The sequence below is a fragment of the Desulfofundulus luciae genome (assembly GCF_030813795.1).
GTDB lineage: Bacteria > Bacillota > Desulfotomaculia > Desulfotomaculales > Desulfovirgulaceae > Desulfofundulus > Desulfofundulus luciae.
In genome coordinates this window covers 1-22,987 of sequence record NZ_JAUSUX010000012.1, presented here as the reverse complement: position 1 = coordinate 22,987, position 22,987 = coordinate 1, and the positions used below count along the sequence as shown (strand labels likewise).

Here is a 22,987-nt window from a genome sequence, read left to right as displayed (position 1 = left end):
GGTCGTTGGTGGTTGGTGGCGACTGACAGCTACAACTGACGACTGATGACTAACCACCAGCCACCCACTCTGGAGGTGTTTGCATGGTCAAAAAACGAGTCCACGAACTGGCCAAAGAACTGAACGTAGAAAGTAAGGAGCTGATGCAAAAGCTTAGTAATATGGGCATTTCAGTGAAATCACCCCTCTCCACCCTGCAGGATGCTGAGGTGGAGCGGGTGCTGGCCGAGTTAAAAGGCGGGAATGAAAAAGTGGTGAACAATAAAGGAGGAAACCAGCAGGCCCAGGCAACGGCGGTCCAGGCACAGGCCAGGGCTGATAAGGCTAAGGAGGGTAAAAACAATCATAAAAAACGGCACGCGGAACGCCCCCGGCACCAGCAGGACGCCCGGCGCTATGACCGCGGGCCGGGGCTGGTGGACCGGGTACCCTCCCGTCCTCCGGACCGGCGTTTTCAGGAGCGCCCGTTGAAGGTGGAGCCGCCCCAACCCCAGCCAAGGGCCCAGGCCCAGCAACCCGCCAGCAAGGTGCAGCAGCCTGCTGCCCGTGGTAGAATGCCTGCCGAGAAAAAGGCCCAGGTCGCCCCTCCCCAGGGTGAAGCGACCGGGCGCCAGCCGGCCAAAACGAAACCTGAACATTTAAAGGTGCCCAAAGTTCCGCAGGAAATTAAGGCCGTTAGCGAAAAGGTGCGGTCCGATAAAACCCGGGGGGAAAAGAAACAGGAAAAGCAACATACTGCCCGGGCCCGGGACAGGAAAGAGCTCCTGGATGAAACCCTGGTTGACCGCAAGTTGCGTCCCCTGGCCAGCCAGAAAAAGAAAACGGCGCCCGGTGAGCCGGAACCCAAACCTGTGGTGGAGAAAAAGCCCATTGTTATTGGCGAATCCATCACGGTAAAGGAACTGGCCGAAAAAATGAAGAATAGCCCGGCCGAGGTAATTAAGAAACTAATGATGCTGGGTGTGCTGGCTACCATCAACCAGGAAATTGATGCCGATACCGCCACTATCCTGGCCCAGGAATTTGGCTTTGAAGTAGAAGTCAAGGTGGAACAGGATGTGGAGGCTCTCTTCATGCAGGAGCCCGAAGATGATCCCGCCGATCTACAGCCGCGCCCCTGTGTGGTCACGGTTATGGGCCACGTGGACCACGGGAAAACTTCCCTGCTGGACGCCATTCGCGAGACCAATGTTACTGCCACAGAAGCCGGTGGGATTACCCAGCATATCGGTGCCTATCAGGTAGAGCATAATAACAAAAAGATTACCTTTCTGGATACCCCGGGTCATGAGGCTTTTACCGCCATGCGTGCCCGGGGGGCCAAAGTCACGGATATCGCCATTTTAGTGGTGGCGGCAGACGACGGGGTAATGCCCCAAACCGTGGAAGCCATCAACCACGCAAAAGCTGCCGGCGTACCCATTATAGTGGCCATCAACAAGATCGACCGGCCCGATGCCAACCCTGACCGGGTTAAACAGCAGCTCACCGAGTACGGTCTGGTGGCTGAAGAATGGGGCGGCGAGACGGTGATGGTTCCCGTCAGCGCCAAGACACGCCAGGGGTTGGAAGATCTCCTGGAAATGATCCTGCTGGTGGCCGAAATGCAGGAATTAAAGGCCAATCCCAACCGTCCCGCCAGGGGAACGGTGATTGAGGCCGAACTGGATAAGGGGCGGGGTCCGGTGGCCACGGTGCTGGTGCAAAACGGCACGCTCACGGTTGGCGACAACCTGGTGGCGGGTACGACCTGGGCGCGGGTGCGGGCCATGATGGACTATAAAGGCCGGCGGGTGAAAAAGGCGGGTCCTTCCACGCCGGTAGAGGTCCTTGGTTTTTCGGAGGTACCCCAGGCCGGCGACCAGTTCTTTGTAGTGCCCGATGAAAAGACCGCCCGTCAAATAGCCGAAAAACGGGCCAACCGCAAGCGCGAAGAAGAATTTAAGGCTGCCATGCCCCGGGTTTCCTTAGACGACCTCTTTAATCAGATTAAAGAAGGTCAGGTTAAGGAACTGCGGGTGATCATCAAAGCCGACGTACAGGGTTCGGCCGAGGCGTTGAAACAGGCCCTCGAGCGTTTATCCACGGAAGAAGTAAAGGTAAACATCATCCACCAGGGTGTGGGGGCAATCACCGAAACGGACATCATGCTTGCTTCGGCTTCCAACGCCATCATCATCGGCTTTAACGTACGTCCCGATGTCAACGCCCGCCGCGTGGCCGAGAAAGAAAAAGTAGATATCCGCCTCTACCGGGTGATTTACGATGCCATCGAAGACGTCAAGGCGGCCATGAGCGGTCTTCTGGAGCCCGAGTACCGGGAAGTGATCCTTGGCCGGGCCGAAGTACGGAAAACCTTCAAGATTTCCAAAGTGGGCACCATAGCCGGCTGTTACGTGACTGACGGTAAAATTGCCCGGGATGCCGGCGTCAGGGTCATCCGGGACGGTGTGGTTGTTTATGAAGGCAAGCTTGGTTCCTTAAAACGGTTCAAGGACGACGTCCGGGAAGTGATGCAGGGCTATGAATGCGGCCTTGCCCTGGAAAAGTATAATGAGATCAGGGAGGGCGATATCATCGAGGCCTTTACCATGGAAGCGGTAAAAAGGGAACTGGCCTAACAGGGTGAACGGGGAGGTGCGGATTGTGCCCTATCGTCCGGAACGGTTGGCTGAAATCATTAAGAAAGAAGTATCGGACATGCTACGGTATGAACTCAAGGATCCGCGCATCGGTTTTGTCACCATTACCGGGGTCGAGGTGTCGACTGACCTGCGCTATGCCAAGATCTTTTTCAGTGTTCTGGGTTCGGAGGAGGAGGCTAAAGCTTCCCTTGAAGCTTTAAATCGCGCCCGGGGCTACGTGCGCAGTGAACTGGGGCGGCGGGTCCGCTTGAGATATGCCCCGGAAATTTCCTTTAAGCTGGATCCTTCCATCCAGCGGGGTATCCGGGTGATGGAGTTGCTACATGACGTGAAAGAACGGGGTGCCGCGGGTGATGACTAGCCTGGGTACAATAGCAGAATGCCTTAAAAAGTCCAGGCGGGTAGTTTTAAGCGGGCACGTCATGCCCGACGGGGACTGCCTGGGTTCGGTAGCGGCCCTTGGCCTCGGTCTTTTAAAATTGGGCAAGGAAGTAACCCTGGCCAGTCCCGATCCCCTGCCCGAGCTATACCGCTTTCTTCCCGGGGCGGACCGCTTTCTAATCGGGGAGCAGGCCTTGAAGAGGGATTATGATACCTTTGTGGTTCTGGATAGTTCCGTGCCTGACCGGTTGGGGATGTTAAAGGAACTGCTTTTTCGCGATTTGGTGGTCTGTATCATTGACCATCATGTGGGCAAACACGATTTTGGTCACCACGTCTATGTCGACCCAGAAGCGGCGGCAACCGGTGAAATTATCCAGGACCTTCTGGATTTGCTGCAGGTACCTCCGCAGGTGGAGATAGCCAGCTGCCTTTATACGGCCATTGTTACCGATACCGGTTCCTTTCGTTACCAGAACACTACCCCCCTCACCCACCGCCGGGTGGCCAGGCTCATGGACGAAGGGGTTGATGCCGCCCGGCTGAATGTATTGCTTTTTGAACAGAAATCCCTTTTACACCTGCGGGTCCTCCAGGCAGCCCTGCAGACGCTGGATCTTACCCCCTGTGGACGGGTGGCCTGGATGAGCGTTACCCGCGAAACACTGGATAGTTTAGGTGCCCAGGAGGAGCATACCGATGGGCTCATCGACTATGTGCGTTCCCTGCGCGGGGTGGAGGTGGCCCTGTTGTTCCGGGAAATTGTTCCCGGCCGCTGGAAGGTAGGTTTGCGCTCCCGGGGGCAGGTGGATGTACAGCGCGTAGCTTCCCAGTTTAACGGCGGGGGCCACCTCCGGGCAGCAGGAGCGGTGGTGGAAGGAGAAGGAGGGGTGATCACCAAAAGGGTGGTGGAGGCCGTCCTGAAAGTGATGCAGGAGGAATAATATGGATGGTATTCTGAATATTTTAAAGCCGCCCGGGATGACCTCCCATGATGTGGTGGCCTTTGTGCGGCGCCTGGTAGATGGTGAGAAGACGGGTCATACCGGTACCCTCGACCCGGGGGCGGCGGGGGTGCTGCCGGTATGCGTGGGGCGGGCCACCCGGGTAATCCAGTTTCTTCCTGGTGATAAGGAATACCGGGCGGAAATTACCTTCGGCCGGGCTACTTCCACCGGCGATGCCTTTGGGGAAGTGGTTTACCGGGGCGATGCCACAACACTAACCAGCGGGGCGTTAGAAGAAGCTTTGCGGGCTTTTGTGGGCGAAATCATGCAGGTTCCGCCCATGACTTCGGCGGTCCGTTACCAGGGTAAAAAGCTTTATGAGCTGGCCCGGCAGGGAGTGGAGGTAAAACGACAGCCTCGACGGGTAAATATTTATTCCCTGCGGTTGGTACGCATGGATCGCGCAGGTACGCCTCACCCACGGGCCCTGGTAGACGTGGCCTGTTCCGCCGGCACATACATACGCACATTGTGCACCGATTTGGGACAACTATTGGGATGCGGGGCGTATATGAGTTTTCTTTTACGCACCAGGGCCGGCGCTTTTTCCATAGATGAAGCACTTACCCTGGAAGAAGTGGAGGAATGTGCCCGGCAGGGTACGCTTTTAGGTAAGCTGGTGAAAGTGGAGCAGGCTCTAGAGCATTTGCCCTGCATATATGTCCGGCCGGGGGCAGTGGATCGGGTTAAGTCCGGCAGCCCTTTATACTGGCCGGGTGTAGCCACAGCACCCGATTTTTTGCAGGAAGGCCAGATGGTTAGACTGTGTACCGACCGGGCTATTTTGGCTGTGGCCAGGTCGGTGGCCGATCCGAAACGACCGGGGTACTACCAGTTTCAACCTGTAAGGGTGTTGATTTAAATACTTGCATAATTACGATATGTAGCCAGGGGGGCTTGATGGCCTGTGAAAGTTTACGAAACATGGGAAGGACTACGAAATCAATACGCAAATTTAATGGTCGGCCTGGGGAACTTCGATGGAATACACCTGGGACACCGGCAGTTAATTTGCAAAATGGTGGCTACGGCCCGTGAAAAGAAAGCCACGCCAGCAGTTTTTACCTTTCATCCCCATCCCCTGGCGGTGTTAGATCCGGAACATGCCCCCCCTTTGCTGCTTACCCCCCGCACCAAGGAGAGGATCATGTGCCACCTGGGCGTGGAAGTTTTGCTGCGCGTTCCCTTTACTGCCGAATTTGCCCGGATTGGTCCGCGGGAGTTTATTGAAGAGGTATTGTACCGGGGATTGGGTGTAAAAGCTGTTTTCGTGGGTTATAACTATACCTTCGGTTACCGGGGGGAGGGTACTCCCGAACTTTTAAAGGAGTACAGTCACAAGTACGGGTTCGAAGTACATGTGATACCTCCGGTGACTGTGGATGGCCAGGTGGTCAGCAGCACGCTGATCCGCAGCCTGTTGCTGGCCGGGGAAGTTACGAAGGCCGCTCATTTCATGGGTTACTATCCCTTTGTAGAAGGCCAGGTGGTAACCGGGGACCGGCGGGGAGCAACTTTGGGCTTTCCCACTGCCAATTTAAATCCCGAGAAGGGGCTTTTGATACCGGCCAACGGGGTTTACTCGGTGGAGGTTGAGGTAGATGGTGATCGCTTCCTGGGCGTAGCCAATATTGGGACGAAGCCCACCTTCAACGCTAAAAACGCCCGTCGCAACATCGAGGTGCACCTGTTTGATTTCCAGGGTGATCTTTACGGGCGCTGGATCCTCGTGCGCTTCAGGCGCCGCCTGCGGGAAGAAAGGCGGTTTGCCTCCGTAGCCGAGCTGGTGGCCCAGATCCAAAAAGACATCCACCAGGCCAGGGTGGAATATGGCCAGAAATAAAGGTCATATAAATACATGTAAAGTTTACTTCCTCCCGGGATTGTGCTAAAATAAAACCGCTAAACCTCCCGCGTATGGGGAAGGGAGACTTTTTAAATGGGGGTTCCCAGGTTGGATTCTCCTGACGAGGAGATCAAAAAATGGCTCAATCACATCGCCCTGATTTGTTTGAGCGAGGAATTTCAGGAACTCAAAAAGGAACTGGAGCAAATTTATCGCCAGTCCGAGGTAGAGAATTACACGCTTGCGGCCTTTGTGGACGCGTTGTATGCCTTTGTCGCACAGGAAGAGGATAACCGGATTTGCCAGTCCGGAACCTTGTAGTTACAATTGGGGCCATGCGGATTATTATTACCGAGCACGCCAAAAAGCGCCTCAAGGATATACGGCAGGAAGGCATCACCATAGCCGATATTACGGCCGCCGCCAGTAACATTCCCGGGCGCATACCAACAGCAACCCGCTTTCGCGGCTTTATTGCCCGGTCGGGTCGGGTTTTCGATATTGTGGCCAAAGATATCCCAGGCGGACGCCTGGTGATTACTATAATCGGGAAATAAATTTCCCGTGAACTGTTGGCTAGGGAACTCGTTTCTCCGGCGGTTAGCTTGGCCAGCAGCGATTACAGTTAAGGAGGAGGTGACTTCACGGTGGCGCTGACGTCTGAAAAGAAACAGGCCCTCATTGCCGAACACAGGCTGCATGAAACCGACACCGGGTCTCCAGAAGTGCAGATTGCCATCCTGACCGAACGGATCAACAGCCTGACGGAGCACCTGCGGGTTCACAAGAAGGATCATCATTCCCGGCGCGGTTTGTTAAAAATGGTCGGCCAAAGACGGGCCTTGCTCAACTATCTAAAAGACAGGAATTTTGACCGCTACCGGGCACTGATTGAAAAACTGGGCCTTCGGAAGTAAGAAGGGCGGGGTACCTAACCCGCCTTTTTTCACTGTAGGCCCACCGAGTACTCGAGTCGACGTCGTACCTTTGGACAGGTTTGCTTACCCTAAAAAGACAGTGGTATTTTTTACTTCGCTAGCAGGAAATAATATTTATTATGTAGAAGAACTATCAGTTATGAAAATTTAGGTAGGTTAAACAGGAGGTTGGGTAGCTTTACATGGCAGAGAAACCCATTTTGATTAAAGAAATGGAAATTGGCGGCCGCAGCCTGCAGCTGGAAACGGGCCGGGTTGCCGGGCAGGCCGGGGGGGCGGTCCTGGTACGCTACGGCGACACGGTGGTGCTGGTTACAGCTACCATGTCCAAAACGGTGCGGGAGGGAATTGATTTCTTCCCCCTCACGGTGGATTATGAGGAAAGGTTGTATGCCGTGGGAAAAATTCCCGGCGGCTTCATAAAGCGTGAGGGCCGTCCCAGCGAAAAGGCCATTCTTTCCGGACGGTTGATTGACCGGCCCATACGACCCCTTTTCCCCAAGGGCTGTCGCAATGAGGTGCAGGTGGTGGCCACCATTTTATCCGTGGACCAGGATAATGCTCCCGAAATTGCCGCCATGATCGGGGCATCCGCGGCCCTGCACATCAGTGAAATTCCCTTTCAAGGTCCCATTGGCGGTGTGATTGTGGGGCTGGTGGACGGGGAATATGTGATCAACCCCACGCTGGCTCAAGCGGAAAAAAGTTTAATGCACCTGGTGGTGGCCGGAACGCGTGACGCGGTGATGATGGTGGAAGCCGGTGCCAAGGAAGTGCCCGAAGACCAGATATTGGGAGGGATTACCTTTGGGCACGAAAAAGTAAAAGAAATAGTTGAGTTTATCGAGAATTTCCGGGAAGAAGCCCTGGCCCTCGGCCTGGCCAAAGAGAAGATCACCCCCGTCCTGGCCCAGGTGGATCCCCAGGTAGAAGAGGCGGTTAGCGGGCCGGCGACTGAGGAATTGACGGCGGCCGTGCGGCAGTGCATTGAGCGGCGACTGGACAAACAGGCCCGAGAAGCCTTCCTGGATGAAGTGAAGGCTAAACTGGTGGAATCCTTCCAGGAAACCTTCCCCGAGCAGGAGCAGTCCATCCTGGCCGTCATTGAGGCGGTAGAGAAGAAGATCGTACGCCGTTTCATCCTGGAGGAAGGAGTTCGCATTGACGGGCGTGCTTTAGATGAAATACGGCCCATCAGTGTAGAGGCGGGGATTCTGCCCCGCACCCACGGCTCAGGACTTTTCACCCGGGGGCAGACGCAGGTGCTTTCGGTGGTCACCCTGGGCGCCATTTCCGATGAACAGATTTTAGACGATCTGGGCATTGAGGAAGCCAAAAGGTTTATGCACCATTATAACTTCCCTCCTTACAGCACAGGGGAAACACGGCCCATGCGTTCCCCCGGGCGACGGGAGATTGGTCACGGCGCCCTGGCGGAACGGGCTTTAGAACCGGTAATTCCCGGGGAGGAGACTTTCCCCTACACCATCCGCCTGGTTTCCGAGGTCCTTTCTTCCAACGGTTCCACGTCCATGGGGAGCGTGTGCGGCAGTTGCGTGGCTCTGATGGATGCCGGCATTCCCATAAAAGCGCCGGTGGCCGGTGTGGCTATGGGACTGGTTAAGGAGGAGGACAAGGTTGCCATCCTCACCGATATTCAGGGTATCGAAGATCATCTGGGAGATATGGATTTCAAGGTGGCCGGAACGGCCAGGGGAATTACCGCCCTGCAGATGGATATCAAAATTCCCGGCATAAGTGAGGATATTCTCGAAAAGGCGCTGGCCCAGGCCCGCGAGGGACGCCTGTATATTTTAAACAAGATCCTGGAGGTTATTCCCGCACCAAGACCGGAATTATCACCCTATGCGCCCCGAATTATTCACACAACCATAGACCCCGACAAGATCCGGGAAGTCATCGGCCCGGGCGGCAAGGTGATCAAGAAAATTATCGATGAAACGGGTGTGGAAATCGATATTGAAGACGACGGTCGGGTCTATATTGCAGCCGTAGATCCCGCGGCGGCCAAACGGGCCCTGGAGATCATTGAAAACATCACCAAAGATGTGGTGGTCGGAGAGATTTACACCGGTAAAGTAACCAGGGTCACCGACTTTGGCGCTTTTGTCGAAGTGGTACCCGGTGTATTTGGTATGCCGGGCAAAGAGGGACTGGTGCATATATCCCATCTGGCCCACCACCGGGTGAACCGGGTGGAAGATGTGGTGAAAGAGGGAGATACTATTGTGGTGAAAGCCATCGGGTTCGACAACCAGGGGCGTTTAAAGCTTTCCCGTAAGGAAGCCCTGCCCCCGGAGCCCAGGGAAGCAGCCACTTATCATCGGCGTTCCAAGGGTCGCCAGGGTCGCCATTAAACCAAGAAATTCTTAATAAACTCCCCTACCATGGTTTACCTCGTGGAGGGGTTTTATTATTACTACTGGTGGGATGATGAGTCGAGTGGCGGCGTGATTTTGGGAAAAAAAGAGGCGATACAGCTCCCTTTCCCGGCATACAAATGTGGTGATGAACTGGGAAAGGGTGGCAGGAGGTGCGCGTCTATTTTTTTAGCCGGCATCGATTAATACGGGGCTTTTGGCTCGTAATGCTGTGTTTTTCCCTCCTGGCCTGGGGATACTGGTATAACCTCTCCTTGCAGGCTTTACCGGCGGTACAGCCGCAACCCATTTACCAGGGCAGCAGCCGGGAAAAGGAAGTTGCCCTCACGGTAAATGTATTTTGGGGCGAAGAGTACCTGCCCCAGATGCTGGATATATTGGAAAAAGAAAAGGTGCGGGCTACCTTTTTTATTGGCGGGCAGTGGGCGGAACAGTTTCCGGTGTTGACCCGGACAATCCACAAAAAGGGCCATGAAATCGGCAGTCACGGCTATGCTCATCCCCACCCGGACCAGCTTTCCGTAAGCGGTAACCTGCAGGACATCCGCCGGGCGGAGAAGGTGCTGGTGAGAATAACCGGGGAGCGTCCGAAATTATTTGCCCCTCCTTACGGTGAACACGGCCCGGCAGTGCTCCAGGCAGCCAGGGAAGCGGGGTACCGGACCATCCTTTGGAGTGTGGATACCGTGGACTGGCAGCGTCCCGAACCCCAGGTAATCAGCAGCCGGGTGCTGGAAAAGGCTCATAACGGGGCGATTGTGCTCATGCATCCCACGGCTCCCACCGTAGAAGCACTGCCGGTAATTATTAAAGAATTAAAGTCCCGCGGCTACCGCCTGGTAACCGTGTCCCAGTTGCTGCACCACCTGGAGGATGACCAGTAGCCTGGTTGATATGATAACAAAACATAAACTGTTCTCAAACCGGGAAGCTTAGAGCTTGGACATACTGGAGTTAGAGGTGAAAAAGTCGTGCTTTCCCGGTTGATTTTTTCTTTGCTCCTTTTGGTGGGGTATCTTGGGGGATACAACATTCCCGTGGCGCTGGCCGCCGGGCCCCAGCCCGCTCTCCCGGTGTTTTTAAATTTAGGGGAATTACCCGTTTCTTCTTTTTCCGGGCAGGAGCCTCCCCGGGTCACTGCCGATGCGGCGGTGCTTATGGAAGCCTCCACCGGACAGGTTCTCTTCGCTAAAAATGCCCATCAGCCGCGCCCGCCGGCCAGCACCACCAAGATTCTCACTGCCCTGCTGGCCATTGAAGGAGGCCGGCTGGATCAGGTGGTTACAGTCAGCTCCCGGGCGGCGGCGGTGGGGGAGAGCAGCATGCACCTGTTCCCCGGCCAGCGCCTTACCCTGGAGCAACTCCTGTACGGGGCCCTCTTGCGTTCGGGAAATGATGCCTGTGTGGCCATTGCCGAACATATTGCCGGCAGTGAAGGTAATTTTGTTTTCCTTATGAACCTGAAGGCCCGGGAACTGGGCGCCCGCCATAGCCATTTCTGCAACCCCCATGGCTTACCAGCCCAGGGCCATTTCTCATCAGCCTATGATCTGGCCTTATTGACCAGGTATGCCCTGAAAAATCCCACCTTTAGGGCACTGGTGTCCACCCGTTACCGCGGTTTTTTAAACCCCCCCTGGGGGGAATATCACCTGCACAATACCAATCGCCTGCTGTGGAGCTACCAGGGGGCCGACGGGGTAAAAACCGGTACTACCAGTGAGGCTGGCATGTGCCTGGTTGCCTCGGCCAGCCGGGAAGGCCGGCAGTTAATCAGCGTGGTGTTGCACAGCGATGATCGCTATGGCGATACCATGGCCCTTTTGGATTACGGGTTCACCTGCTTTAAAAACATGACCGTGGCAAAAGCCGGCCAGGCTTGCCGGCGTGTTCTGGTAACCGATGGTGTTATTTTTGCAGTGCCCCTGGTCAGCGACCGCAACATTGCGGTAGCTGTGCCGGTGCACCGTCCACCGGCCGTGGAAAAGCGTTTTAACGCGCCGGCCGGCTTTACTGCACCGCTTCCTAAAGCCTTACCGGTGGGTAGTTTGGAGGTTTTGGTAGAGGGTGAACCGGTGGCCCGGGCCCGCCTTTTAACCGGTCGTTCTGTGGAAAGGCTGCCCGCTTACAAGTTGTGGTGGAAAAAACTGCGTGCCATGCCCCCGGGTGTTAATATTTCTTGATGATACCCCGGAAAAAGCTATACTGGGAAAGTCTTGCACTCACTATCTTGTCACAGCAGGCTTAAAAAGAGTATCATTGCCAGTGAGTGCTAGGCGGGTGCTGTTACCGACGTGTGCTGCGTCGTTCGCTCCGGACAGCACCGCATCCTCGTCGTTACGGTTTTGCTGAACATTCACCGTAGGGGAAAATTTGCTTGCGTCAGCCTTAAAGGATTTTAGCATGCCCGTGGCGAAGAGTTACCCATGGTTTGGCGAGCCAAACCAAGTTGATGCTGGAGGTGCGGGTGGTTGTTTCAAACCGTCAGGTTGGAGAACGGAGTCACGATTCTTACCGAAGCCATTACCCATGTACGATCGGTGGTTTTGGGGATATGGGTAAATGTGGGTTCCCGGGATGAAAGCACGGCTGTAGCGGGCATTTCCCATTTTATCGAGCACCTTATGTTTAAGGGCACCGGGCGCCGCACGGCCCGGGACATTGCGGAGGCCCTGGATGCCGTGGGGGGGCAGCTAAACGCCTTTACCACCAAAGAATACACCTGTTATTACGCCCGGGTCCTGGATGAGCATTTTGACCTGGCCCTGGATATTTTGCAGGATATGTTGTTTCATTCCCGCTTTGCCGCCGGGGACATTGACCGGGAGCGAAATGTGATTCTGGAAGAGATCAAGATGTACGAAGATGCCCCGGACGAGCTGGTCCATGATGTTTTTGCCACCACCATCTGGCAGGGGCACGAGCTGGGACGGCCGGTTATCGGTACCGCCGAGGTTATTTGCCGGCTTTCCCGGGAAGAAATTCTGGACTATTACCGGCGGCATTACCAACCGCAAAATCTGGTGGTGGCCGTGGCGGGGAACATTGATCATGACCGGGTCGTGGAAAAGTTACGACCCATTTTTGAACCGTTAAGGGGGGAGCGGGTGACCCGCAAACTGGTGCGTCCCGTTCCCCAGCGGCAGATAACCTGCCGGGCCAAGGACACGGAACAGGTTCACCTGTGTGTGGGTGTGCCGGGTCTGCCTCTAAACCACGAGCGGATTTACGTGTTTCAGGTGGTTAATACCATCCTTGGCGGGGGCATCAGTTCCCGTCTATTTCAGGAAATAAGAGAACAGCGGGGACTGGTGTATTCCATTTATTCCTATCACAGTTCCTATCATGATGCGGGGTTGTTTTGTATTTATGCCGGCTTAAGCAAGGAAAATGTGCCGGCGGTCATGGACCTGATTTTCAAGGAAATCAGGGATATCCAGCAAAACGGGGTTAAAAGCGAAGAGCTGCACCGGGCCAAGGAGCAGATTATCGGTAATCTATGGTTGAGCCTGGAAAGTGTAAGCACCCGGATGAGCAGGCTGGCCAAGTCCCAGCTTTACCTGGGTAAAGTGGTGCCACCGGAGGAAATAGTTGACCGGGTGAAGAAGGTCAGCGTGGAGGATGTCCGGGAACTTGCCCGTGAAATGCTCAATCCCGAATCCTTTGCCATTGCCACCGTGGGCCCCTGGGAAGACTGCAGTACCCTGGAGGCGGCCGTGAAAAAGATTGCGTGACTGCTCCCTGTTCTAAAACATGTCCCACTCCCATATAATGCTAGCGGGGGTGGGATATAATGTCAGTACTGGTAGTTGCGCTCCTGGCCATATTAATCATCCTTTCCATCCGGGAAAGAATGCGTCTGGCCGGCGTAAGGAACAAAGCGTGGGATGTATCTGAAATTAGCACGCCTTCTCCCCTTTCCCAGGCTCTGACCGGTCTTGTGGGCACGGCGGGAGGGATCTATCTCTCTTTAGTTTTGTTATTTACTTTTCTGGGCCTCCAGTTGCCCGAACGGGTTTACCTGGGGGAAGTGCAGATAGAGCCTCTGGCGGTAGTATCCATCGCCCTGGCCATTGTGCAACCGTTCATTCTGAAGTTGTTTCAATTAAAACGCAGGATTTGAAAGGGGTGAGGTATTAGTGAGATTAACCGAACTGGCCGGTAAGGAAATAGTAAATATCTATGACGGCGCTCGTTTGGGCGTAGTGGGGGAAAGCGATGTGGCCATCGATATTGAGACCGGGCAGGTGCAATCCATTATTTTGCCCCGCCGGGGCAATCCCATCAGCTTCTGGTTTGATCGCCAGCAATTGGTAATTCCCTGGGAGGCCGTACGCAAAATTGGCAGCGAGGTTATTATTGTGGACTTGGATCAAGCCAACCTCAACCTGCGCCGGTATTCACTGTAAGTGAAGTCCATCTGCCGTTTGGACTTTTTTATTTTTAACGGTATTATGATGGACCGGGAGGCAGGAAATGGCAAGATTAACGTCTATATTTTGAAGCAGGGATGCAAGACCATCTTGTAGAAAGGAAAATGAGAGCGTGGTGACCCGTTGTAGAAGAACCGGGTCATTTATGCAAGTTATAAGGCAGGTCAACCATTTTATCTTGACATTGTCCGGGTTATATGGTTTAAATTTTAACAAACAACAGAAGGGAGGAAACTGGTTTTGCAGGGATGGGGGATGGAAAGTATTCCCGTCCCCCGAAGCGTAAACCGGGTTTAACATTGATCAGGGTTGTCGTTGCAGGTGCGTACGGCCGGATGGGCCGGGAAGTCTTGAAGACCGTGTGGCAGGCTGAGGACATGGTCCTGGTGGGAGCAGTGGATGTGCGGGGAGAAGGCCAGGATGTGGGCCCCCTGTGGGGTGCTCCGGAGGTGGGGGTAACCCTGCAGGGGGAACTGGACAAAGTGCTGGCGGAAACCCGCCCCGATGTAATGGTCGACTTTACCACCCCCGACGTGGTGGCGGAGAATATTAAAACGGCCCTCCATCACGGCGTGCGTCCGGTGGTGGGTACCACCGGAATGAGTAGCAGGGAACTGGAAGAAATCCGTGCCCTGGCCGGAGAACTCAAGCTGGGTTGCGTGATTGCTCCCAACTTTGCCATCGGGGCAGTTTTGATGATCCGTTTTGCCGCTGAAGCGGCCAGGTACCTGCCCCATGTGGAAATTATTGAATTGCACCACGATCAAAAGCTGGATGCCCCTTCGGGTACCGCCATCAAAACTGCCGAAGTAGTGGCGGCTGCGCGGGGAGATTTCCGTCAGGGTTTGCCCACGGAAGTGGAAAAAATCCCTGGTGCCCGTGGCGGCTCCTTTGACGGGGGTATCCGTATCCATAGTGTGCGCCTGCCGGGGTTGGTGGCCCATCAGGAGGTCATCTTCGGCGGCCTGGGGCAAACCTTGAGCATCAGGCACGACTCCATCTCCCGGGAATCATTTATGCCCGGTGTGCTGTTAGCCATTCGCCGGGTGATGCATCTGGAGGGAGTGGTTTACGGGCTGGAAAACCTGCTTTTCGAATAACCCATGACAAGCACCTCCCCTTTCAGCCCCTCATATATTGGTGGTAAATATGAGAAGCCCAAGGAGGGTTTGCCGGCCATGCAGCCAGATCTGCACGGGGTGACATTGGCCGTACTTGGCGGTGATGCCAGGGAGAAGATCCTGGTTGAACGGCTGGCGGTATTAGGGGCACACCTGAAAGTGGTAGGAGTACCAGTTGAGGGGAAGAATATCACTCCCTGTAGGGAAATCTCCCGGGCACTGGCCGGAGCCAACGCTTTGATTTTGCCCGTGCCCGGGATCGACAACCAGGGTCGTATTCACACGGTATACCTGGACCAGCCGCTGGTTTTGTGGGAGGATCATCTAGCCCTGTTGGTCCCTGGCTCGCCGGTCTTGGTAGGCATGGCCAGGCCAAAGCTCAAGGAAATGACGGCCCGGGCAAACCTCCGTCTAATTGAGCTAATGGAAATTGATGAAGTAGCCATATTAAATTCCATTCCTTCCGCCGAAGGGGCTATCCAGGTGGCCATGGAGAGGCTGCCCATCACTATCCACGGCAGTAACTCCGTTGTGCTGGGTTTTGGGCGGACCGGTACCACTCTGGCCCGCATGTTGCATGCCCTGGGGGCCCGCACCGTGGTGGTAGCCCGTAATCCTGCCCAGCGGGCCAGGGCCTTTGAGATGGGGCTGGGAACTGCCGATTTACCTGAACTTCCGGCCGTAGCAGCAGGGGCAGACGTTATTTTCAATACCATACCGGCCCTGGTGTTAGACGAGCGGGTCCTTTTGCAGGTACGGCCCGGCACTTTAATTCTAGATCTGGCTTCTTCCCCCGGCGGCACCGATTTTGAGGTTGCCCGGCGGCTTGGTATTACTGCCCTTTTGCTTCCCGGATTACCCGGCAGGGTAGCACCGAAGACCGCCGGGGAAATCCTGGCCAGGGTTGTTCCCCGGCTGCTGGCCGAACAATTGGCCCTCTAGCTTTCGGCTCTCCAGCGGAGGTGCTAGTCATGCGCTTGAAAGATGTACGCGTGGGTTTTGCCGTTACCGGTTCCCACTGTACTCTGGATGAAGTTATGGTCCAGGTCGAGAACCTGGTCAGGGAAGGTGCTATTGTTTACCCCATCATCAGCGCAGTGGTGGATGGCACCGATACCAAATATGGTTCGGCCCAGAAGTGGAAGGATCTTCTAGGGAAAATCACCGGTCATGCGCCCATAAACAGCATTACAGGGGCTGAACCCATCGGGCCGGGCAAGCTTTTAGACGTGGTGGTGGTGGCGCCGTGTACGGGGAATACGCTGGCCAAGCTGGCCAACGGTATTACCGACGGCCCGGTGCTGATGGCCATCAAAGCCCACCTGCGCAACCTGCGTCCGGTGGTTCTGGCCATTTCCACCAACGACGGGTTGAGCATGAACGCCAGGAATCTGGGTTTGCTTTTAAATACCAAGAATATTTACCTGGTGCCTTTTGGCCAGGATAATCCGCTTGAGAAACCCAATTCTCTGAAGGCAAAGATGGACCTCATTGTCGACACTGTTCTCTATGCCCTGGAGGGGAAGCAGATACAGCCTGTGCTCGTGAATGTGTCGTGATCACTGGTTACGGGGGAGCCAAAGAAAGTTTTTTCACATGAGGCCCGTACCTAAAATGATCGGGCCAGTTTTTTGATCTTAAAGGGGACGTGCCATTTAATGGTGTCCGGCCCAGTAAAATAAATTTTCGGTTATTGTTTCTGAAAGGAGGAATTTTTCTTTGTACAATGTAGTGGTTGTTGGTGCCTCCGGTGCGGTGGGGCAGGAAATTTTAAAGGTGCTGGAAGAAAGAAACTTTCCCGTGGGAGAACTGAAACTGTGCGCCACCAGCCGTTCGGCCGGAAAGCAAATGGTCTTCCGGGGCAGGACTTACACGGTGGAGGAAACCAGCGTTGACTCCTTTGCCGGTATGGATATCGCCCTTTTTGCCGGCGGGGCCGCCAGTAAAGAGTTCGGTCCGGCGGCGGTAGAACGGGGCTGTGTGGTGATTGACAACAGCAGCAATTTCCGGCTGGATCCCCAGGTTCCCCTGGTGGTGCCCGAGGTGAATCCGGAAGATGTCAAGTGGCACCAGGGGATTATTGCCAACCCGAACTGTTCCACTATCATCATGGTAGTTCCTTTAAAGGCAATTAAAGATGTGGCGGGAATCAAGCGGGTGGTGGTTTCCACCTATCAAGCCGTTTCCGGTGCCGGCATGGAGGCCATTGAGGAGCTGACCGCCCAAACCAGGGCCGTACTGGATGGCCGTGATTACCCGCCGAAAGTTTTTCCTTATCAAATAGCTTTTAACCTCATTCCCCACATTGATGTATTCCAGGAGATGGACTATACTAAAGAAGAGTGGAAGATGGTAAAGGAAACCCGGAAGATTCTCCATGATGACCAGCTGGCCATTACGGCTACTACCGTACGGGTTCCGGTTTACCGCAGTCATTCCGAATCGGTCAATGTGGAAACCATAGAAAAGCTGACCTCACGGAAGGCCAGGGAGGTGCTGGCCAGTTTCCCGGGTATCGTGGTCCTGGATAACCCGGCCCAGAAAGAATATCCCATGCCCCTCTTCTGTTCCCACCGGGATGAAGTCTTTGTAGGCCGCATCCGGGAGGATAATTCCATCGAGCGGGGGCTTAACCTCTGGGTAGTGGCAGATCAGCTGCGCAAGGGCGCAGCCACCAATGCGGTGCAAATTGCTGAATTGCTGATTAAATACCGTTGTCTTCGGGGGAGGCAGTAAATGAAGTTTTTAGTGCAAAAATTTGGTGGTACATCCGTAGCCACGCCACAAGGGCGGGAGATGGTAGCCGCCAAGGTGGTGGCGGCGAAGGAAGAGGGTTATATGCCGGTAGTGGTGGTTTCGGCCATGGGGCGCAATGGGGATCCCTATGCTACCGATACCCTGATCAATATGGTCAAGCAAATCAACCGGAATATTTCTCCCCGGGAAATGGATTTGCTTATGTCCTGTGGTGAGATTATTTCCGGTGTGGTAATGGTGGCCACCCTGGAAAAAATGGGTCACCCGGCAGTTTTTCTTACCGGTGCCCAGGCTGGAATTATTACCGATAACAACTTTACCGAGGCAAGAATCCTTCGGGTTAAACCCGAGGCCGTCTTAAAACACGCCCGGGAGGGCAAGATAGTGGTGGTGGCCGGTTTCCAGGGGATCAGCGAGGAAGGTGAGATTACCACCCTGGGCCGGGGGGGCAGTGACACCACCGCTGCAGCCCTGGGAGTAGCCATTAATGCCGAGTATGTTGATATTTATACCGATGTGGATGGGATTATGACTGCCGACCCCCGCATCGTGAGCGATGCCGTGGCCAGAGAGATGGTCACCTACGACGAAATCTGCCAACTTGCCCATGAAGGAGCCAAGGTGGTGCATCCCCGGGCGGTGGAAATAGTGATGCAAAAAAATATTCCCCTGCGGGTGAAATCTACTTTTAGCGATGCTCCCGGCACACTGGTGACCAGTTCCGGTGAAGTGTATAAGGGAACCATTGATATCACCAGGGACCGGACAATTACGGGCATCACCCAAATTCCCAACGTAGTCCAGTTTAAAGTAAACACAGACGGAGGTCCGGAAGGTTTAAAACAGCAGCGCCGGTTGTTCAAGGGCCTGGCCCTGGCGGGCATTAGCCTTGATTTTATTAACGTTTATCCTGATCAGGTGGTATTTACCGTTAAGGAGGAGGTAGCCGAGAAAGCCGCCCAGGTGCTGGAGAACACGGGCTTTGTCGCGGAGATTATACCGGGTTGTGCTAAAGTAGCGGCCGTGGGTGCCGGCATGACCGGTGTTCCCGGGGTGATGGCCTCAATAGTGGATGCCCTGGCCAAGGAAAATATTCCCATTTTGCAGTCCAGCGATTCCCACACTACCATCTGGGTATTGGTCAGGCAGGAGGATATGGAAAGGGCTGTGCGGGCACTGCATCGTCAGTTTATCAGTGGCGCATAGGTAGTGGGTAAAGCGGTACGCCTTAATACGGAAGAAGGAAGGTGAATATTTTGGCCGTTGATTTTGGGCGTGTGCTCACCGCCATGGTGACGCCCTTTGGTAAGGATCTGGCGGTGGATTTCCAGCAAGCCAGAAAGCTGGCCCGTTATCTGGTACAATCAGGTTCCGATGGACTGGTAGTCTGCGGTACTACTGGTGAATCTCCCAGCCTGACCAGGGACGAGAAGATCGAGCTCTTCCGGGTGGTGGTGGAAGAGGTTGGCGGGCAGGCTACGGTAATTGCCGGAACCGGGACCTACAACACTGCCGAGAGCATCACTCTCACCCAGATGGCCGAAAAAGTGGGCGTGGACGGCGTAATGCTCGTGGCGCCTTATTACAACAAGCCGTCCCAGGACGGGTTATATGAGCATTTTAAGGCCGTTGCCAACAGTACCAATCTTCCGGTAATGCTTTACAACATTCCCGGCCGCACGGGGGTCAACGTTCTGCCGGCAACGGTGGCCCGGCTGGCCCAAATCGAGAACATTGTAGCAATCAAAGAGGCATCCGGCAGCCTGGACCAGGTCAGTGAATTGCGCCGGTCTCTACCCGATGATTTTGCCATTTACAGCGGCGATGATTCCCTGACCCTGCCCATGATGGCTTTAGGGGCCAAGGGTGTGGTCAGCGTTTGCTCCCATGTGGTGGGGCTGCGGATTAAGGAAATGGTCAATGCCTTTACGGCCGGAAACACGACCCTGGCCACGCAGATTCACCTGGAACTTTTCCCTGTTTTCAAGACCATGTTCATCACTACCAACCCGGTGCCCATAAAAGCAGCCCTCAATTTACTGGGCTATCAGGTGGGGGCGCCCCGTTTGCCCCTGGTCGAAGCTACGGCCCAGGAAAAGGAAACCATTAAAAACGTGCTGGCCAGCTTGAAGTTGATTTAACTCTCCTGCCGGGACGTCTCTCGCGTTAGAGCGGGCATAGGCGGTGCGGGGATTGCCAGGGGGGCGGTCGTCGCTAAGGAGCATGGAGCGACCCAGCACTCACTAGAACAACGGCTCGTTAAAATAGCTATTAAGCATATGTGACTAATGTACTCAAAAGAACTACCTTACCAGTGAGTGCTGGGCCGCCCAACTGGTTATGCGACAGTATCTATTAAAGAGCGTTTATGGGGGGAAGTCATGCCCCATTTTTTTTATTGGGTTTATGGGGCAGGCTTTCTGGCAATTATTTTATTAGGCCAGGACGGCAGCAGCCCTTGTATAGCGGGAGGGAATCCAGTATAATTAGCATCGGGATTTAATTGAGTTACCAGCAAAACTACGTTAACAACGGAATATTTTCCCCGCCTTCTCCTGTTTTTTCTCACCGGAACTTGAGACTCAGTGATCTTTTGAAAAACAGGTTAGGAGGTGTGTTTTTGGCCAAGGAACCAAAACTGGCTCTGATCCCCCTCGGGGGACTAGGTGAGATCGGGAAAAACATGATGGCGGTGAGGTTCGGGGAAAATATTCTGGTTATAGACTGCGGTTTAATGTTTCCGGAGGAAGAGATGTTGGGGATCGACGTGGTGATCCCCGATATCACTTATCTCCTGGAAAATAAAGATGCTGTGCGCGGTATAGTGCTTACCCACGGACACGAGGATCACATCGGTGCCCTGCCTTATGTACTGAAGCAGTTGAACGTGCCCATCTACGGGACCAGGCTTACCCTGGGTTTGCTCCAGGGTAAGCTTAAGGAACAAGGGGTGGCCGGCGAGGCAAATTTGCAGGTGGTTAAGCCCCGGGATACGGTGACGATCGGTCCTTTCAAAGTAGAATTTATCCGGGTGTCCCACAGTATTCCTGATGCGGTAGCCGTGGCCATTCATACGCCGGTTGGAGTTATTGTGCACACCGGGGACTTTAAAATCGATCAAACCCCCGTGGACGGAGAGGTTACCGACTTTTATCGCTTCGCCCAATTAGGGGAACGGGGCGTGCTGGTATTGCTTTCTGACAGCACCAACGTGGAGCGACCCGGTTATACCATGTCGGAACGGATGGTTGGGACTACCTTTGATGAAACCTTCCGGCAGGCTAAAGAGCGCATCATTGTAGCCACCTTTGCTTCCAATGTGCACCGCTTGCAGCAGGCCATTACCACCGCCCACCGTTACGACCGCAAGGTGGCGGTGATTGGCCGCAGTATGATTAATGTGATCAACATAGCCCACGAATTGGGTTATCTTCATATTCCCGAAGGAACCCTGGTAGAACTGGAGGAAGCCAACCGTCTACCTAAAAATAAAGTGGTCTTTTTGTGTACGGGTAGCCAGGGTGAGCCCATGTCAGCTCTTACCAGGATGGCCCTGGGGGACCACCGGCAGGTGGAAATTCTTCCTGGCGATACCATCATTGTTTCCGCCACTCCCATTCCGGGCAACGAAAAGCTGGTGGCGCGGATTATCGATCAACTGTTCAAGCAGGGTGCTCATGTCATCTATGAGGCGGTTTCGGGCATTCACGTGAGCGGCCATCCAAGCCAGGAAGAGCTTAAACTGATGATCAACCTGGTCAAGCCCCGGTTTTTCGTGCCGGTGCATGGCGAGTACCGCATGTTGATCAAACATGCGGATCTGGCCCGCAGTATGGGTATTCCGGCGGAAAATATTTTTGTGGCTGAGAACGGCCAGGTACTGGAGTTTACCCGGCGTTCCGGTCGTATTGCCGGGCGGGTAACGGCCGGGCGCGTGCTGGTGGATGGTTTGGGCGTGGGTGATGTGGGTAACATTGTACTGCGGGACCGCAGGCAGCTTTCCCAGGACGGGATCCTGATCGTGGTCGTGACCATTAATCGCGAATTGGGCCAGGTTATGGCCGGGCCGGATATTGTTTCCAGGGGCTTTGTTTATGTGCGGGAGTCCGAGCAATTGATGGAAGAAGCCAGGCAAAGGGTCAAGGAGGCCCTGGAAAAATGCAACGATCGGGGTCTTTCGGAATGGGCGGCTATTAAGGCACAGGTAAGAGATGTGTTAGGGAAGTTCCTCTATGAAAAAACAAGGAGAAGGCCCATGATTTTACCCATCATCATGGAAGTATGATCACCGCGTACCAGAAGAGCCGGAAAGCCATGGAATAAAGGCCTTCCGGCTTATTTTGTTTGCATGCGCGGGGCCTGCCTGATGAAAATATGCTCCGCTTCATGTATAAAATGGTAAAATATAGATATGGCATTGGAGCGTCCCGGTCTTTCTGCCGATTTGTTGCGCCACTGAAGCTTGAGAAATCTTGCGGCTAATTTCTTGAATTTTATTTTTAAAATGTATATACTATGTATAAACATTAAATGGAGGGAAGGATATGCAATCCCGCGTTACAAAGTGGGGGAACAGTCTGGGTATCCGCATTCCCAGAACACTCGCGGAAAAAATTGGTCTGAGAGAGGGTACGCCGGTTGATTTTGAAATTAAAGATAATGCTATTATAATTCGCCGCAAGCGTTGCAGCCTGGATATGCTTCTGTCCCAGGTTACCCCCCAGAACGTCCATCACGAAATTAGTACCGGGCATCCGGTTGGGCGTGAAATCTGGTGAGTTCTGAAGTTTACGTTCCCGACCGCGGAGATGTTGTTTGGCTCCGGTTTAATCCCCAGGTTGGACATGAACAGGCCGGCACACGACCGGCATTGGTTTTGTCACCCAAACTATATAACGGGAAGGTCGGTTTGGCCTTAATGTGCCCTATAACTTCAAAGACAAAAGGTTATCCTTTTGAGGTGCCATTACCTGACGAGTTAAATGTCTCCGGTGTAATTCTAGCAGATCAGATTAAGAGCCTCGATTGGCGGGCGCGAAAGGCAGAATTTTTCTGTAAGGTTCCCGAGGAAATAGTAGCGGAAGTCCAGGCTAAAATTCATGTGTTGATTTTTTGAAACGGCCGGTTAGAAGCGAACCCTGCGTGGATTATCACGCGGGGTTTTCGTCCGTGTCAAGGTCCAGCAGGTATCTCCACAAAAATTTTTCCCGTTATGAGACCTCACCTCTCAAAACCTTAGCTTCAAGGCAATGGCCTTGACATCCACCCCACAGGTGGTCAAATAAGTGCACCGGCGGGGCGGCTCCGGTTAACATGCAACTATTTTACCCTGACAATATCACAGACGGTTCACACTTTTTTGTGGCCGTGTAAAATTTCAGTAGGCACCAGAAGGGGATCAGCCCCCTGAAAAAGAAATGAGACCTCACGCGCCCAAAAAACACCAAAAATCAAGCT

23 protein-coding genes are annotated in these 22,987 nt (G+C 54.3%); all 23 read left to right on the top strand.

Annotated elements, in window-relative coordinates:
- Positions 1–83: 83 nt before the first annotated feature.
- The 23 genes from infB (at position 84) to mazF (ending at position 22,646) form a co-directional block, all read left to right on the top strand.
- The gene (gene infB / locus J2Z49_RS08600) at positions 84–2,621 is read left to right on the top strand and encodes a translation initiation factor IF-2 (protein ID WP_307402133.1); all 2,538 of its coding nucleotides are present in this window, start codon (positions 84–86) and stop codon (positions 2,619–2,621) included.
- A gap of 25 nt (positions 2,622–2,646) precedes the next feature.
- A complete protein-coding gene (rbfA, locus tag J2Z49_RS08595; protein ID WP_307402130.1) occupies positions 2,647–3,006 on the top strand; it encodes a 30S ribosome-binding factor RbfA in 360 nt (119 codons plus the stop codon).
- On the top strand, positions 2,999–3,970 hold the full coding sequence (locus tag J2Z49_RS08590; protein WP_307402276.1) for a DHH family phosphoesterase: 972 nt from the start codon (positions 2,999–3,001) through the stop codon (positions 3,968–3,970). The genes rbfA and J2Z49_RS08590 overlap by 8 nt, the downstream gene beginning before the upstream one ends.
- A 1-nt stretch (position 3,971) precedes the next feature.
- Positions 3,972–4,895: a tRNA pseudouridine(55) synthase TruB gene (truB, locus tag J2Z49_RS08585; protein ID WP_307402127.1), complete on the top strand. Its 924-nt coding sequence runs from the start codon at positions 3,972–3,974 to the stop codon at positions 4,893–4,895.
- A gap of 45 nt (positions 4,896–4,940) precedes the next feature.
- Complete coding sequence (locus J2Z49_RS08580; RefSeq protein WP_307402123.1) at positions 4,941–5,876, top strand: bifunctional riboflavin kinase/FAD synthetase; 936 nt, start codon at positions 4,941–4,943, stop codon at positions 5,874–5,876.
- Between the two features lie 96 nt (positions 5,877–5,972).
- Positions 5,973–6,200 carry a hypothetical protein gene (locus J2Z49_RS08575; protein WP_013823574.1) on the top strand — a complete coding sequence of 76 codons (228 nt, stop codon included), beginning with the start codon at positions 5,973–5,975 and terminating at the stop codon, positions 6,198–6,200.
- 14 nt (positions 6,201–6,214) lie between these two features.
- Positions 6,215–6,436 carry a hypothetical protein gene (locus tag J2Z49_RS08570; RefSeq protein ID WP_307402118.1) on the top strand — a complete coding sequence of 74 codons (222 nt, stop codon included), beginning with the start codon at positions 6,215–6,217 and terminating at the stop codon, positions 6,434–6,436.
- Between the two features lie 90 nt (positions 6,437–6,526).
- On the top strand, positions 6,527–6,796 hold the full coding sequence (gene rpsO / locus J2Z49_RS08565; protein WP_013823572.1) for a 30S ribosomal protein S15: 270 nt from the start codon (positions 6,527–6,529) through the stop codon (positions 6,794–6,796).
- Between the two features lie 203 nt (positions 6,797–6,999).
- Positions 7,000–9,195: a polyribonucleotide nucleotidyltransferase gene (locus tag J2Z49_RS08560; protein WP_307402115.1), complete on the top strand. Its 2,196-nt coding sequence runs from the start codon at positions 7,000–7,002 to the stop codon at positions 9,193–9,195.
- A gap of 230 nt (positions 9,196–9,425) precedes the next feature.
- Positions 9,426–10,103 carry a polysaccharide deacetylase family protein gene (locus tag J2Z49_RS08555; protein WP_307402112.1) on the top strand — a complete coding sequence of 226 codons (678 nt, stop codon included), beginning with the start codon at positions 9,426–9,428 and terminating at the stop codon, positions 10,101–10,103.
- Between the two features lie 87 nt (positions 10,104–10,190).
- A complete protein-coding gene (locus J2Z49_RS08550) occupies positions 10,191–11,402 on the top strand; it encodes a D-alanyl-D-alanine carboxypeptidase family protein (protein ID WP_307402108.1) in 1,212 nt (403 codons plus the stop codon).
- 288 nt (positions 11,403–11,690) lie between these two features.
- Positions 11,691–12,953 carry a M16 family metallopeptidase gene (locus tag J2Z49_RS08545; protein ID WP_307402105.1) on the top strand — a complete coding sequence of 421 codons (1,263 nt, stop codon included), beginning with the start codon at positions 11,691–11,693 and terminating at the stop codon, positions 12,951–12,953.
- Positions 12,954–13,012: 59 nt separating this feature from the next.
- Positions 13,013–13,342: a hypothetical protein gene (locus J2Z49_RS08540; RefSeq protein WP_307402102.1), complete on the top strand. Its 330-nt coding sequence runs from the start codon at positions 13,013–13,015 to the stop codon at positions 13,340–13,342.
- A gap of 16 nt (positions 13,343–13,358) precedes the next feature.
- On the top strand, positions 13,359–13,628 hold the full coding sequence (locus J2Z49_RS08535; protein ID WP_307402099.1) for a YlmC/YmxH family sporulation protein: 270 nt from the start codon (positions 13,359–13,361) through the stop codon (positions 13,626–13,628).
- A 323-nt stretch (positions 13,629–13,951) separates the two neighbouring features.
- Positions 13,952–14,752: a 4-hydroxy-tetrahydrodipicolinate reductase gene (dapB, locus tag J2Z49_RS08530; protein WP_307402096.1), complete on the top strand. Its 801-nt coding sequence runs from the start codon at positions 13,952–13,954 to the stop codon at positions 14,750–14,752.
- Between the two features lie 78 nt (positions 14,753–14,830).
- Positions 14,831–15,715 (top strand): dipicolinate synthase subunit DpsA, encoded by an 885-nt coding sequence (gene dpsA, locus J2Z49_RS08525; protein WP_307402094.1) that lies wholly within the window; start codon positions 14,831–14,833, stop codon positions 15,713–15,715.
- A 29-nt stretch (positions 15,716–15,744) separates the two neighbouring features.
- Complete coding sequence (locus J2Z49_RS08520) at positions 15,745–16,332, top strand: dipicolinate synthase subunit B (RefSeq protein ID WP_307402091.1); 588 nt, start codon at positions 15,745–15,747, stop codon at positions 16,330–16,332.
- Between the two features lie 160 nt (positions 16,333–16,492).
- Positions 16,493–17,509: an aspartate-semialdehyde dehydrogenase gene (locus J2Z49_RS08515; protein WP_307402089.1), complete on the top strand. Its 1,017-nt coding sequence runs from the start codon at positions 16,493–16,495 to the stop codon at positions 17,507–17,509.
- A complete protein-coding gene (gene dapG / locus J2Z49_RS08510) occupies positions 17,510–18,736 on the top strand; it encodes an aspartate kinase (RefSeq protein ID WP_307402087.1) in 1,227 nt (408 codons plus the stop codon).
- Positions 18,737–18,786: 50 nt separating this feature from the next.
- Positions 18,787–19,671 (top strand): 4-hydroxy-tetrahydrodipicolinate synthase, encoded by an 885-nt coding sequence (gene dapA / locus J2Z49_RS08505; RefSeq protein ID WP_307402084.1) that lies wholly within the window; start codon positions 18,787–18,789, stop codon positions 19,669–19,671.
- A 479-nt stretch (positions 19,672–20,150) separates the two neighbouring features.
- Positions 20,151–21,815, top strand: coding sequence for a ribonuclease J (locus J2Z49_RS08500; RefSeq protein WP_307402082.1), 1,665 nt, complete (start codon positions 20,151–20,153; stop codon positions 21,813–21,815).
- Between the two features lie 259 nt (positions 21,816–22,074).
- Complete coding sequence (locus J2Z49_RS08495; RefSeq protein WP_307402079.1) at positions 22,075–22,308, top strand: AbrB/MazE/SpoVT family DNA-binding domain-containing protein; 234 nt, start codon at positions 22,075–22,077, stop codon at positions 22,306–22,308.
- Positions 22,305–22,646, top strand: a complete 342-nt coding sequence (gene mazF, locus J2Z49_RS08490) for an endoribonuclease MazF (RefSeq protein ID WP_307402076.1) — start codon at positions 22,305–22,307, stop codon at positions 22,644–22,646. The genes J2Z49_RS08495 and mazF overlap by 4 nt, the downstream gene beginning before the upstream one ends.
- Positions 22,647–22,987: the final 341 nt, after the last annotated feature.